This is a genomic window from Novosphingobium sp. KCTC 2891, assembly GCF_025938155.1.
Lineage (GTDB): Bacteria > Pseudomonadota > Alphaproteobacteria > Sphingomonadales > Sphingomonadaceae > Novosphingobium.
Genome location: NZ_JAPCZG010000005.1, coordinates 106227 through 118873 on the forward strand (window position 1 = coordinate 106227; position 12647 = coordinate 118873).

Annotated in this window: 12 protein-coding genes and 2 riboswitches; of the genes, 10 read left to right on the forward strand and 2 right to left on the reverse strand. The window is 68.0% G+C overall.

The features are described 5' to 3' along the window. The first annotated feature begins 1 nt into the window (after position 1). The 9 genes from OLX02_RS11505 (at position 2) to gcvPB (ending at position 9640) form a co-directional block, all read left to right on the forward strand. Positions 2 to 1216: a parallel beta-helix domain-containing protein gene (locus OLX02_RS11505; RefSeq protein ID WP_264422958.1), complete on the forward strand. Its 1215-nt coding sequence runs from the start codon at positions 2 to 4 to the stop codon at positions 1214 to 1216. Continuing rightward, positions 1213 to 2217 (forward strand): SO2930 family diheme c-type cytochrome, encoded by a 1005-nt coding sequence (locus tag OLX02_RS11510; RefSeq protein ID WP_264422960.1) that lies wholly within the window; start codon positions 1213 to 1215, stop codon positions 2215 to 2217. The genes OLX02_RS11505 and OLX02_RS11510 overlap by 4 nt, the downstream gene beginning before the upstream one ends. A 92-nt stretch (positions 2218 to 2309) precedes the next feature. Beyond that, positions 2310 to 3002: an aspartate/glutamate racemase family protein gene (locus OLX02_RS11515; RefSeq protein WP_264422962.1), complete on the forward strand. Its 693-nt coding sequence runs from the start codon at positions 2310 to 2312 to the stop codon at positions 3000 to 3002. Next, a complete protein-coding gene (locus OLX02_RS11520; protein ID WP_264422964.1) occupies positions 3002 to 4168 on the forward strand; it encodes a deoxyguanosinetriphosphate triphosphohydrolase in 1167 nt (388 codons plus the stop codon). The genes OLX02_RS11515 and OLX02_RS11520 overlap by 1 nt, the downstream gene beginning before the upstream one ends. After that, a complete protein-coding gene (locus tag OLX02_RS11525; protein WP_264422966.1) occupies positions 4161 to 4835 on the forward strand; it encodes an NAD(P)H-binding protein in 675 nt (224 codons plus the stop codon). Before OLX02_RS11520 ends, OLX02_RS11525 begins: the two co-directional genes overlap by 8 nt. 74 nt (positions 4836 to 4909) lie before the next feature. After that, a riboswitch (glycine riboswitch) is annotated at positions 4910 to 5027 on the forward strand. Between the two features lies 1 nt (position 5028). Continuing rightward, positions 5029 to 5148, forward strand: a riboswitch (glycine riboswitch). Positions 5149 to 5201: 53 nt separating this feature from the next. Beyond that, on the forward strand, positions 5202 to 6347 hold the full coding sequence (gcvT, locus tag OLX02_RS11530; protein ID WP_264423274.1) for a glycine cleavage system aminomethyltransferase GcvT: 1146 nt from the start codon (positions 5202 to 5204) through the stop codon (positions 6345 to 6347). After that, positions 6347 to 6718 carry a glycine cleavage system protein GcvH gene (gcvH, locus tag OLX02_RS11535; protein WP_264422968.1) on the forward strand — a complete coding sequence of 124 codons (372 nt, stop codon included), beginning with the start codon at positions 6347 to 6349 and terminating at the stop codon, positions 6716 to 6718. Before gcvT ends, gcvH begins: the two co-directional genes overlap by 1 nt. A gap of 4 nt (positions 6719 to 6722) precedes the next feature. Next, on the forward strand, positions 6723 to 8081 hold the full coding sequence (gene gcvPA / locus OLX02_RS11540) for an aminomethyl-transferring glycine dehydrogenase subunit GcvPA (RefSeq protein WP_264422970.1): 1359 nt from the start codon (positions 6723 to 6725) through the stop codon (positions 8079 to 8081). Beyond that, positions 8078 to 9640 (forward strand): aminomethyl-transferring glycine dehydrogenase subunit GcvPB, encoded by a 1563-nt coding sequence (gcvPB, locus tag OLX02_RS11545; protein WP_264422972.1) that lies wholly within the window; start codon positions 8078 to 8080, stop codon positions 9638 to 9640. Before gcvPA ends, gcvPB begins: the two co-directional genes overlap by 4 nt. A gap of 80 nt (positions 9641 to 9720) precedes the next feature. Here gcvPB and OLX02_RS11550 read toward each other — a convergent pair whose 3' ends face one another. Next, positions 9721 to 9858, reverse strand: a complete 138-nt coding sequence (locus tag OLX02_RS11550; RefSeq protein WP_264422974.1) for an entericidin A/B family lipoprotein — start codon at positions 9856 to 9858, stop codon at positions 9721 to 9723. Positions 9859 to 10024: 166 nt separating this feature from the next. Between OLX02_RS11550 and OLX02_RS11555 the strand changes: the two genes are divergently transcribed. Then, positions 10025 to 11584 carry a long-chain-fatty-acid--CoA ligase gene (locus OLX02_RS11555; RefSeq protein ID WP_264422976.1) on the forward strand — a complete coding sequence of 520 codons (1560 nt, stop codon included), beginning with the start codon at positions 10025 to 10027 and terminating at the stop codon, positions 11582 to 11584. A gap of 75 nt (positions 11585 to 11659) precedes the next feature. On the opposite strand, the gene OLX02_RS11560 is transcribed toward OLX02_RS11555, so the two are convergent. Further along, positions 11660 to 12556: a DMT family transporter gene (locus OLX02_RS11560; protein ID WP_264422978.1), complete on the reverse strand. Its 897-nt coding sequence runs from the start codon at positions 12554 to 12556 to the stop codon at positions 11660 to 11662. Positions 12557 to 12647 lie beyond the last annotated feature (91 nt).

The following is a 12647-nucleotide window of genomic DNA, read 5'->3' on the forward strand; positions in this document are numbered from 1 at the left end:
GATGCCAGAAAAGAACATCGCTGCGGCGGGGGCGCTTGTCCTTGCCGCTTTTTCCACATTTGCGAGCGCCAGGACCATCGCGGTCGCAGCGGGCGATGGCGCGCAGGCCCGCTTGCAGGAGGCGCTGATCGCCGCACAGCCGGGCGACACGGTCCAGCTTGGGGCAGGGCGCTACATGCTGGACGACGGGCTTTCCCTCGATGTGGACAACGTGACCGTCCGCGGCGCAGGCATGGAAGCCACCGTGCTCGACTTTTCCCGCCAGAAGGGCGCAGGCGAGGGGCTGCTGGTCACCTCCGACGACGTAACGTTGCGCGATTTCGCGGTCGAGGACGCGCATGGCGACGGCATCAAGTCCAAGGGTGCAGACCGCATCGTCTATCGCCGGGTGCGCGTGACATGGACCGGCGGGGCGAAAGAAACCAACGGCGCCTATGGCATCTATCCGGTCGAAAGCACCGGCGTGCTGATCGACGGCGCGATGGTGCGCGGCGCGTCGGACGCGGGCATCTATGTGGGCCAGAGCCGCGACATCACCGTGCGCCACTCGCTGGCGATGGGCAACGTCGCCGGGATCGAGATCGAGAACAGCCGCAACGCGCTGGTCACGGCCAACACCGTGACGGGCAATACCGGCGGGATCCTGGTGTTCGACCTGCCCGGCTTGCCCGTGATGGGCGGCGGCAATACCGTGATCGAGAAGAACCTCGTCATTGCCAACGACACGCCGAACTTCGCGCCCAAGGGCAATATCGTGGCCGGCGTGCCGCGCGGCACCGGCGTGATGATCATGGCCAACGACGGGGTGCTGATCGAGGGCAACACGCTCGAGGACAATCCCACAGCGCAAGTCATGGTCGTCGCCTATCCCAAGCCGTTCGAGGACAAACGTTACAACCCCTTTCCGCGTAACGTGACGGTGGGCGCCAACGCGGTGTCGGGCGGCGGAAACGATCCCCAGCTGCCGGGGGCCGCTGAACTGAAGGGCGCGTTCGGCGGTGCCCTGCCGCCAGTGCTGTGGGATGGTCTGGGCAAGCCGGGCGAGGCGCTGTCGGTCACGGGATCGCTGCCGGGCCTCTCGCTCAACCTGCCGGCGCAGGGCGCATCGCCCGAACTGGCCAGGCCGGCGCTGCTCAAGGCCGATGCACCGGTGCGCAAGGTGGACCGCAAGACCGTGGGCGCGCCCGCTGCGCTGGAGGCGCGGATCGCGCGATGAAGCGTCTGCTGCTTCTGGCGGCCGCCGCGCTGGCCTTGGCCGCCGCCAATGCGCCGGGCGCGGCCACGCCGGTCAGCGATGCGGCGATCCTGGGCGACAGCTTTCCGCAAACGCTGGGCGCCTTTGGCTTCTTCGCCGATGGCGCCGCGCAAAAGCCCGCACCGGGTGTGGTGCCTTATCGCCTGAACACGCCTCTGTGGTCCGATGGCGCGGAAAAGCTGCGCTTCCTCTACCTGCCGCCGGGCACCAAAGCGCTGGCGCGGGGCGAGGGCTTGCTGGACCTTCCGGTGGGGGCCGCGCTCATCAAGACCTTCGCCTTTCCGGTGAACGGCAAGCGGACCTTGATCGAAACGCGGGTCCTGCTGCACCGCGCCTCTGGCTGGGTCGCGCTGCCCTATCGCTGGAACGAGGCGCAGACCGAGGCGCGACTGGTGCTGGCGGGCGACCGGGTGACGCTGACGATACAGGGCGGGCAGGTCATCGACTATGCCGTGCCCAACAAGAACCAGTGCAAGGAGTGCCATGCGCTGTCCGGCGTCGTCACGCCGATCGGGCCGAAGGCGCGCAACCTCTCGGCCACCTGGCTGGGCACGCTTCAGCGCGCGGGCAAGCTCGATGCCGTGCCGGCGGTGGCGCAGCGCGTGCCTGTGTGGGAGGAGCGCGAGAAGGCGCCGCTGGCGCTCGCGGCCCGCGGCTATCTGGAGGCGAACTGCGCGCATTGCCACAATCCGCAAGGCTCGGCCTCGAACTCCGGGCTGGACCTGCGCTGGGAGCAGGACGACGCCTATCGCTACGGCGTGATGAAGCGCCCGGTTGCGGCAGGCCGCGGGGCTGGGACGTTCGAGTTCGACGTGGTGCCGGGCGAGCCGGCGCACTCGATCCTGCCCTACCGCATGGGCAGCACCGAGGGCGGGATCGCGATGCCCGAACTGGGCCGTTCGGTGATCGATCTGGCGGGATCGGACATCGTGACCCGGTGGATAGCCGCGATGAAGCGATGACCGCGCGCCTTCGGCCGCTGGACGCCCCGGATTTCCTTGCGTAAGGCCCGCCCCCACAGGGGACCGACCATAATCCCGCGGGAGAATACACGTTGCGCAAGATCGGCCTGATCGGCGGCATGAGCTGGGTTTCGACCCGCACCTATTACGACCACATCAACAAGCTGGTGCAGGCGCGCACGACAAGGCTCGCCAGCGCGCCCATGCTGATCGAGAACCTCGATTTCACCGACCTGGTCCGGCTGTCCACGCCCGAGCAGTGGGCCCACGCGGCGCAGGTGCTGGAGGACAGCGCCCGGCGTCTGGAGCAGGCGGGCGCCACCGCCATCCTGATCGGCGCCAATTCGATGCACAAGGTCTATGACCGCGTTGCCGGCGCGGTTTCGGTGCCGGTGATCCACATCGCCGATACCGTGGGCGCGCGAATGCAGGCGAACGGGGTGAAGACCGCCGCGCTGATCGGCTCGCGCAACGTCATGGTCGAAAGCTTCTACCGCAAGCGGCTGGTGGAACACGGCGTCACGCTGCTGCCGCCGGTGATGGACAACGTCGCCGAGATCGACCGCATCATCTACGAGGAACTGATGCAGGGCCGCGCCACCCGCTCGGCAGAACGCACGTTCAAGACCATGGTGACCACGATGGGGCAGGCGGGCGCACAAGCGGTGGTGCTGGGCTGTACCGAACTGGACATGGTGATCGATGTCGATGCCAATGTCCTGCCGATCTACGACGGCACCCGCATCCATGCCGAAGCGGCCGTGGACTGGATACTGAACGCCTGATGGAGCGCGCGCGGTACGCATCGGACCCGGCGCGGACGCGCGGGCGCGAGTTCGGGCTGGAGCCGGAGACGGCTCGCGGCCCCCGCACTGCGTTCCAGCGCGACCGCGACCGCATCATCCATTCGATTGCGTTCCGCCGCCTGCGCCACAAGACGCAGGTGTTCATCGCGCCCGATGGGGACCACTACCGCGTGCGGCTGACCCACAGCCTGGAGGTGGCGCAGATCGGCCGCGTGATCGCGCGCACGCTGGGACTGGACGAGGACCTGACCGAGGCGCTGTGCCTGGCGCACGACATCGGCCACCCCCCGTTCGGCCATGCCGGCGAGGACGCGCTGGAGGCGGCGATGGCCGGCCACGGCGGGTTCGATCACAACGCCAACACGCTGCGCGTGCTGATGCGGATGGAAAGCCCCTATTGCGGGCACGAAGGACTGAACCTTTCGTGGGAGATGCTGGAAGGCATCGCCAAGCACAACGGCCCGGTTTACGAGCCGACCTGGGCGCTGGCCGAACTCGATGCCGCGTTCCCGCTGGACCTTGCCAACCACGCCTCGCTGGAAGCGCAAGTCGCGGCGATTTCGGACGACATCGCCTATGACAACCACGACATCGACGATGGCCTGCGCGCCGGTTTCCTGACGCTCGACGACCTGATGGAGCTGCCGTCGATCCGCGACCAGTGGCGCCGCGTGGAAGATCGCTTTCCCGGCGCCCCGCGCGACCGGCTGCTGCGCGAACTGGTGCGCGGCCAGATCGGGCGCATGGTCAACGACGTGATCGCCGAAACGCAGGCGCGCGTGAAGGCGGCGGGCGTGGAAACGGTCGAGGACGTGCGTGCGGCCGGCCGTACGCTGGCGCATTTCTCCCCCGCGATGGCCGAGGAGGAGCGCGCGCTCAAGCGGTTCATGTACGACCGGCTCTACTATCACCCCGAACAGCTGGCGACCGCCGAGCGCGCGCGCGATGTGATCGCCCGCCTGTTCGAGGCCTATCGCGAAGATCCCGCGCAATTGCCCGATGGCTGGCGTGAGACGCTTCCGCCGGGCGAACCCGGCCGGAGCCGCCACATTGCGGATTTCATCGCGGGGATGACCGACCGCTACGCCGCCGACTGCCACGCACGGCTGTTCGGCACACCGCCGGAGGGCTTGCGCAATGTATGAGGTCCAGCGCGTGGTGCTGGTGGGCGCGACCGGCATGGTCGGGCAGCAGGTGATGGCCGCCGCCGTCGGACGCGAGGACATCCGCCTCACCGCCGTGGCGCGGCGCGAAGTGCCGCTGCCGCCGGGCGCGCGGATGGAAATGCTGCTGTCCGATACCAGCCACTGGCCGTACGCGATCGCGGTGGGCCGGCCGACCACGGTGGTGATCGCGCTCGGCACCACGATCAAGGCGGTGGGCGGCGACAAGGCCGCGTTCCGCGCGGTGGATCAGGAACTCGTGCTCATGTGCGCGCGCGCGGCGAAGGAAGCAGGGGCCCGGCAACTGATTGTGGTGTCCTCGGTCGGGGCGGCGCTGTCCTCGCGCAACTTCTATCTTTCGGTGAAGGGCGAGGTGGAGGACCAGCTGGCCAAGCTGCGTTTCGACCGGCTCGACATTCTGCGCCCCGGTCTGCTGCGCGGCCGCCGCGAAGGGCCGCTGCGGATGGGCGAACGGATCGCCATGGTCCTCAGCCCGGTGCTCGACCTGCTGATGCTCGGCGGCCTCGCCAGATATCGCTCGGCACGCGCCAGCGATCTGGCGCGGGTGGTCGTGAGGCTCGTCGGCGCGAGGCCCAATGGCCGTTTCGTCCACCACCACGACGAATTTCGCCGCCTGTTCCGCCGCTGAGCGACGCTGTTTCGACGGAAATTGCGCGTCGGGCGATTGACCGGCATTGCTGCATACGCGAAAAGGCCCGCGTCGCTGACCGCGCGGGAGAGTTCCTGCGATTCGGGCATCCTGCAAGGGGTGCCGGCTTCGCAGGACGCCGAAGGAGCAACCGCCCCGGAATCTCTCAGGCTTCAGGACCGCGAATGGTCAATAGCGACGCTCTGGAAAGTGCCGGCCCGGCAACGGGAAGGCCGCCGAAGGGGTAACCTTGTTCGGGCTGCATGGCCTGCGCGGGGGAAAGCTCTCAGGTTTCCGTGACAGAGGGGGCACCGAATGGTGCCACAATTGCGCGCGGAGTCCTGGTTAGTGAGCGATTTAAACGACATTCCTGCCGACGAGTTTGAAGACTCGGACGTGCCTGCCGGCCCGCTGCTGCTGCCGCTCGATGCGTGGCACCGTGCCAAGGGCGGCCGCATGGTCGACTTCGCGGGCTATTCCATGCCCGTGCAGTACGAAGGCATCATGGCCGAGCATCTGTGGACGCGCACGCACGCCGGCCTGTTCGACGTGTCGCACATGGGCCAGCTCTACATATCGGGCGAGGGCGTCGAAGCCGCGCTGGAAGCCGTGCTGCCCATCGACCTTTCCACGCTTCCGCTCGGCGGCGTGCGCTATTCGCTGCTGCTCGACGAGACCGGGGGCATCCTTGACGATCTCATGGTCACGCGCTGGGCCACGGGTTTCTACCTCGTGGTGAACGGTGCGACCAAGTGGGACGACATCGCCCACCTGCGCGAGCACCTGCCCGATGCGGTAACGATCAACCACCTCGATGAAAGCGCGCTGCTGGCGCTGCAAGGCCCGCAGGTGGCCGAAGCGCTGGCCCCGCTGGTCGAAGGCGAACAACCGCTTTCGGCGCTCTCGTTCATGCGCGGCGCGGCGTTCAAGCTGGGCGGCGTCGATGCGTGGATCAGCCGCTCGGGTTATACCGGTGAGGACGGTTTCGAAATCTCGATCCCGGCCGAAAGCGCCGCGGCCGTGGCCGATCTCATCGCCGCGCAGCCGCAGGTCCGCCCCATCGGGCTGGGCGCGCGCGATTCCCTCCGGCTCGAAGCGGGACTTCCGCTCTACGGCCACGACATGACCGCCGAGATGGAGCCGGTCGAGGCCGGCCTTGCGTTCGGCATCAACAAGCGCCGCCGCACCGAAGGCGGCTTCCCCGGCGCCGAGCGCGTGATCGAGGCGCTGATGGAAGGCCCGTCGCGCCGCCGCGTGGGCCTTGCCATCGAAGGCCGCATGGCCGCGCGCGAAGGCGCGCAGGTGCTGGTGGGCGAGACCCCGGTCGGCATCGTCACTTCGGGCGGCTTCTCGCCCAGCCTCGAACGGCCCATCGCCATGGCCTATGTCGAAGCACCGCATTCCGCCGAAGGCACGCGCCTGTTCATCGACGTGCGCGGGCGCAAGCTCGCCGCCACGATCGTGCCCATGCCCTTCGTCCCCCATCGCTACCATCGCAAAGGAGCCGCCTGATGCCCCGCTATTTCACCAAGGACCACGAGTGGATCGAGGTTGAGGGCGACACCGCCACCGTCGGGATCACCGACTATGCGCAGAGCCAGCTGGGCGACATCACCTTCGTCGAGCTGCCCGATGCCGGCGCCAGCGTGGGCAAGGGCGACAGCGCGTCTGTCGTGGACTCGGTGAAGGCGGCCAGCGACGTCTATGCCCCCGTCTCGGGCACCGTCACCGAAGGCAACGGCGCGCTCGAGGAAGAACCCGAGCTGGTCAATTCCGACGCCGAAGGCGCGGGCTGGCTGTGGCGCATGACCCTGTCCGACAGCGGCGAACTGGCCGACCTGATGGACGAGAACGCCTACAAGGCCTTCGTCGCGGAGCTTTGACCGGATGCGTTATCTTCCCCTGAACGATGCCGACCGCGCCGGAATGCTCGGCACGATCGGCGCGGCGAGCGTGGACGACCTGTTCGTCGACGTGCCGGCCGAAGCGCGTCTCGCCGGACCGGTGCCCGGCCTGCCGATGCACGCCAGCGAAATGGCGGTCGAACGCCACATGGCCCGCCTTTCGGCCGAGAGCCTGACCGCCGGCCAGGTGCCGTTCTTCCTCGGCGCGGGTGCCTATCGCCACCACGTTCCCGCCAGCGTCGATCACCTGATCCAGCGCGGCGAGTTCCTCACCGCCTACACGCCCTACCAGCCCGAAATCGCGCAGGGCACCTTGCAGGTGCTGTTCGAGTTCCAGACGCAGGTCGCCCGGCTGCTGGGCACCGATGTCGCCAATGCCTCGCTCTACGATGGATCGACGGCGTGCTGGGAAGCGGTGGCGATGGCCGGCCGCATTACCAAGCGCAAGACGGCGGTGCTCTCGGGCGGGCTTCATCCGCACTACGTCGAAACCGCGAAAACCATGGCGAAGTTCACCGGCGACACGCTGGTGACGCGCCTGCCCGAACTCTCGGCCGAAGCCGACGATGATGCGGTGATCGCCGCACTGGGCGCGGAAACCTCGTGCGTGGTGGTCCAGTATCCCGACGTTCTGGGCCGCATTCCGGACCTCGCGAAGATCGCCGCAGCCGCACAGGCCGTGGGGGCGCTGCTGATCGCGGTGGTGACCGAACCGGTCGCGCTCGGCCTGCTTGAAAGCCCCGGCGCGCTGGGCGCGGACATTGTCGTGGGCGAGGGCCAGGCGCTCGGCGTCGGCCTCCAGTTCGGCGGGCCGTATCTGGGCCTGTTCGGATGCCGCGAGAAGTATCTGCGCCAGATCCCCGGTCGCCTCTGCGGCGAGACGGTGGACGCGGACGGGCGGCGCGGCTTCGTGCTGACGCTGTCCACGCGCGAACAGCACATCCGCCGCGAGAAGGCGACCAGCAACATCTGCACGAACTCCGGGCTGTGCGCGCTGGCGTTCTCGATCCACCTCACGCTGCTGGGTGGCAAGGGGCTGGAACAGATGGCCAGGGCGAGCCACGCGCGCGCCGTCGCCACCGCGAAGCGGCTGGCGCAGGTGCCGGGCGTGTCCGTGGTCAACCGCGCCTATTTCAACGAATTCGTCGTCACCCTGCCGCGCGATGCCCGCACCGTGGTGCGCGAGCTGGCCGACCGGCAGGTGCTGGGCGGTGTTTCGCTCGGGCGGCTCTATCCGGGGGCGGATGGCCTTGGCGGCGGGCTGCTGGTCGCGGCCACCGAATGCACCACGGCGGAGGATATCGAGACCTTTGCCGCCGCGCTTGAGGAGGTGCTGGCATGAACGAGATCAATCGGTCGGGCTGGCGTCCCGCCATGGGCGAGGCTGGCGCTGCGGCGGACGGCATCGTCACCACCACCGGCAACCGCGGGCTTCAGCTTGAGGAAGGCCTGATCTTCGAGATCGGCAATCTCGACCACTGCGGCGTCGATTTCGACGACGATGACGGGGGGGAATCCCTGGAAGGCCTGCCGTTCCGCCGTTCGGCGCCGGTCGACCTGCCGGGTCTGTCCGAACCCGAAGCGGTGCGCCACTACACCCGCCTGTCGCGGCAGAACTATGCCATCGACCTCGGCCTGTTCCCGCTGGGCAGCTGCACGATGAAGCACAACCCGCGCCTTGATGAAAAGGTCGCGCGGATGCCCGGTTTTGCCGACGTCCACCCCTTGCAGCCGCAGCAGACGGTGCAGGGCGCGCTCAAGGTGATGGAAGAGCTGGCGCAGTGGCTCATCACGCTCACCGGCATGGCCGGCGTGGCGATGACGCCCAAGGCCGGCGCGCATGGCGAACTGTGCGGACTGCTGTGCATCCGCGCCGCTCTGGAAGCGCGCGGCGATGCGCGCGAGGTGATCCTGGTGCCCGAAAGCGCGCACGGCACCAATCCCGCGACGGCGGCCTTTGCCGGATACCGGGTGGAGAACATCCCGGCGACGGCAGATGGCCGGGTCGACGTGGCGGCGCTGACGGCGCGGCTCGGGCCGGACGTGGCCGGGGTGATGATCACCAACCCCAACACCTGCGGCCTGTTCGAGCGCGATCTCAAGACCATCGCCGACGCGGTCCACGCGGCGGGCGGGTTCGTCTATTGCGACGGCGCGAACTTCAACGCCATCGTCGGCCGGGTGCGCCCGGGCGATCTTGGCGTCGATGCGATGCACATCAACCTGCACAAGACCTTCTCCACCCCGCACGGCGGCGGTGGTCCGGGCTCAGGCCCGGTGGTGCTGTCGGAAGCGCTGGCGCCCTTCGCGCCGCTGCCGTTCACCACGCGGCTGGCCGATGGCTCGGTGCGGCTGATCGAGGAAGAGAACGCGGGCGAGGATCATCCGCAGGCGTTCGGGCGGATGTGCGCGTTCCATGGCCAGATGGGCATGTATTCGCGCGCGCTGGCCTATATCCTCAGCCACGGCGCGGACGGGCTCCGGCAGGTTTCGGGCGATGCCGTGCTCAACGCCAACTACGTTCTGCGCAGCCTCGAGGACGTGCTCGACGCGCCCTTCGGCGCCGCCGGACCGTGCATGCACGAAGCTCTGTTCAGCGATGACGGCTTTGCCGACGGGTTCTCGACGCTCGATCTTGCCAAGGGCCTGATCGACGAGGGCTACCACCCGATGACGGTCTATTTCCCGCTGGTGGTCCACGGCGCGATGCTGGTCGAACCGACCGAGACCGAAAGCAAGGGCGGCCTGGACCAGTTCATCGGCGCCATGCGCTCGCTGGCCGAAAGGGCGAAGGCGGGCGATCCGATGCTGAAGTCCGCGCCGCACCTCGCCCCGCGTCGACGGCTGGACGAGACGCTGGCCGCGCGCAAGCCGAAGCTGGTGTGGCCGAAGCAGGCCTGAAACCGGCCGGCTTCAAGCCTGAAATGACAAACCCCGCGCCGGTCGCCCGGCGCGGGGTTTTTCTTTGCCTTCAAAGCGGATCAGCGGCGGTGGATCGCATCCGAACCGGCCTGGCCCACCGACTGGATGTCACGGCCAGCACCCTTGACGGTGTTGCAGGCCGAAGCGCTCAGGACGAGGGTGCCCATCACGGCGGCAAAAAGCATCTTGCGTACCATCGGTTTTACTCCTTTAATCGCACAATTAAGAGCGGCGGCGAGGGAGGCAGGTTCGGCTTCCAGCGGTGACCGCTCTTGATCCATGTCGCGGATCTCGAGTTTCGACGAGGCAAGAACGATTGCGGCGCGCGCGGGTTCCGCCGACGCCGGGGAAGAGGACTGACTGATGAGTGAAACTGCCGATTTCCTGACGCTCGACGAGCATTTCCGGTTCTGGGCCAAGGACCGGCCTGATGCCATCGCGCAGGAACAGGGCGAGCGGCTGACCACCTATGCCGAGCTTGAGGTGATCTCGCGCCGGGTCGCGGCCTTCCTCGAATCGAAGGGCCTGAAGAAGGGCGACCGCATCGCCTGGATCGGCAAGAACGACGATCTCTACTTCCAGCTGCTGTTCGGCGCGGGCCGCGTCGGCGTGGTGATGGCGCCGATCGGCTGGCGACTGGCGCCGGCGGAAATGGCGTTCATCCTCAACGACACCGGAACCAAGCTGGCCGTCGCGGGCGAGGAATTCCTCGACATCGCGCAGGGGCTGAAGGCAACGTGCCCCGCGCTGGCGCACGTGCTGGGCGAAGCACAGGCGCGCGCCGAGATCATGGCCACGCCCCCCGCCGAAACGATCGAGGCGGCCGGGCCGGATGATGCCATGCTGCAACTCTACACTTCGGGCACCACGGGCAATCCGAAAGGCGCGGTGCTCTGCCACCGCAACATGTTCGGGCTGCGCCGCCCTTCGCTCGATGCCGGGCTGCCCTGGGCCGAATGGGACAAGGACGAGGCGATCCTCGTGTGCATGCCCTGCGCGCATATCGGGGGCACGGGCCTTGGCACGATGGCCTTCGGCGGCGGCGTGCGGGCGATCATCCATGCGGAATTCACCGCGGAAGGCGCGCTGACCGCCGTCGGGCAGGGAATCACCCGGTTCTTCATCGTGCCCGCGGCCTTGCAGATGCTGATCCAGCATCCGCTCGCGGCCAACACCGATTTCAGCAAGCTGAAGTACGTGATGTATGGCGCGGCGCCGATCCCGCTCGAACTGCTGCGCGAGGCGGTGCAGACCATTCCCAACGCCGGTTTCATGCAGTGCTACGGCATGACCGAGACGACCGGCACGGTGGTTTCGCTGGTGCCCGACGATCACGATCTCAATGGCTCACCCAAGATGCGCTCGGCCGGCCGCGCCAATCCCGGCGTGGAAGTGCGGATCGTGGATGCGCAGGGCAACGAAGTGCCGCGCGGCACGGTGGGCGAGATCGAGACGCGCAGCTCGAACAACATGCTCGGCTACTGGAACCTGCCCGAGGCGACGGCCAAGACGCTGAGCGCCGATGGCTGGGTCCGCACCGGCGATGCCGCCTACATGGATGACGAGGGCTACATCTACATCCAGGACCGCATCAAGGACATGATCATCTCGGGCGGTGAGAACGTCTATCCCGCCGAAGTGGAAAGCGCGATCTACGGTCACCCGGATGTTCTGGAAGTGGCCGTGATCGGCGTTCCCGATGCCAAGTGGGGCGAGGCGGTGAAGGCCGTCTGCGTGCCGAAGGAAGGCCATGTCGTCGATCCGGCGAACGTCATCGCCTGGGCGCGCGAACGCATTGCCGCGTTCAAGGTGCCCAAGTCGGTCGACGTGATCGACGCGCTGCCGCGCAATCCCACCGGCAAGGTCCTGCGCCGTTCGCTGCGCGATCCCTATTGGGAAGGCATGGATCGCCAAGTGAACTGAACGAACGAGTGAACTGAACGAACGCGTGAACTGATCGAAAGCGGGGACCGGGCGGGCCGACAAGGCCTGTCCGGTTCAGGCGTTCAGCAGGGCCATTCGCTGCCGCGTGAGCACCTGCTCGCGCCAGGCGATGACCAGCCCGGCTCCCACGATCAGCGGCGCGCCCAGCAGCGTGGTCGCGGGCGGCAGGTGGGCGAAGAACAGCACGCCCCACAGCGTGGCCCATCCGAACTGCGAATAGTCCATGACGATCACGCTGGCGACGCTGCCGAAGCGGAGCGCGGCGGTCATCAGGATCTGCGCGAACAGGCCGGTGATCCCGATGCCGAGGATCATCAGCCAGCCCGCCGCGTCATGGCTCGCGCCCGATTTCAGCAGGAACAGGGCCAGGAACGGCGCGCTCATCGCCGAGAACCAGAACACCACGGTCAGCGGTTCCTCGGTGCGGCCCAGATCACGCAGCTGGATCGACACGAGCGCCACCATGAAGGCCGCGCCGATGCCGACGGCCAGTCCCAGCAGCGGCAGGTGCGCCCGGTCCGGCCCGGCAATGACGACGATCCCTGCCAACCCCAGCAGAACCGCCGCCCAGCGCCACGGCCCGACGTGCTCCTTCAGCAGCAGCGCCGAAAGCACCACGGCAAAGATCGGCGCGGTAAAGCCCAGCACCGTCGATTCGGCGAGCGGCAGGATCTGGACCACGCCCAGCGTGAGGAACATTCCCGACGTGCCGATGAAGGCCCGGCGCGCATGGATCCACGGGCGTGCGGTCTTGAGCCGGCCCAGCTGGCCGCGTGCGGCGAGCCACCCGAAGATGCCCAGCGCGGGAATGAGCTGGCGCCAGAACATCGTCTCGGGAAGCCAGATCCCGCGCTCGCCGGTCAGCTTGACCAGCAGCAGCATGACCGACAGCATCAGCATGGCGCCAAGGCGCAGGCCAAGGGCCAGCATCGGTCTGTGGTAGGTAGGCATCGGCTGCGAGCCTTAGGGCAGGGACGGGCGCGATCAAGCCCCTTGCCGCGCCTCTGCCTGCGCACACCCCCGCAAGGCGGGGATGGGCATC

Bases quoted from the DNA above. Each gene is read 5' to 3' on its own strand.
- OLX02_RS11505 (WP_264422958.1), top strand. From the start codon at position 2: ATGCCAGAAAAGAACATCGCTGCGGCGGGGGCGCTTGTCCTTGCCGCT.
- OLX02_RS11510 (WP_264422960.1), top strand. From the start codon at position 1,213: ATGAAGCGTCTGCTGCTTCTGGCGGCCGCCGCGCTGGCCTTGGCCGCC.
- OLX02_RS11520 (WP_264422964.1), top strand. From the start codon at position 3,002: ATGGAGCGCGCGCGGTACGCATCGGACCCGGCGCGGACGCGCGGGCGC.
- OLX02_RS11525 (WP_264422966.1), top strand. From the start codon at position 4,161: ATGTATGAGGTCCAGCGCGTGGTGCTGGTGGGCGCGACCGGCATGGTC.
- gcvH (WP_264422968.1), top strand. From the start codon at position 6,347: ATGCCCCGCTATTTCACCAAGGACCACGAGTGGATCGAGGTTGAGGGC.
- gcvPA (WP_264422970.1), top strand. From the start codon at position 6,723: ATGCGTTATCTTCCCCTGAACGATGCCGACCGCGCCGGAATGCTCGGC.
- gcvPB (WP_264422972.1), top strand. From the start codon at position 8,078: ATGAACGAGATCAATCGGTCGGGCTGGCGTCCCGCCATGGGCGAGGCT.
- OLX02_RS11550 (WP_264422974.1), bottom strand. From the start codon at position 9,858: ATGGTACGCAAGATGCTTTTTGCCGCCGTGATGGGCACCCTCGTCCTG.
- OLX02_RS11555 (WP_264422976.1), top strand. From the start codon at position 10,025: ATGAGTGAAACTGCCGATTTCCTGACGCTCGACGAGCATTTCCGGTTC.
- OLX02_RS11560 (WP_264422978.1), bottom strand. From the start codon at position 12,556: ATGCCTACCTACCACAGACCGATGCTGGCCCTTGGCCTGCGCCTTGGC.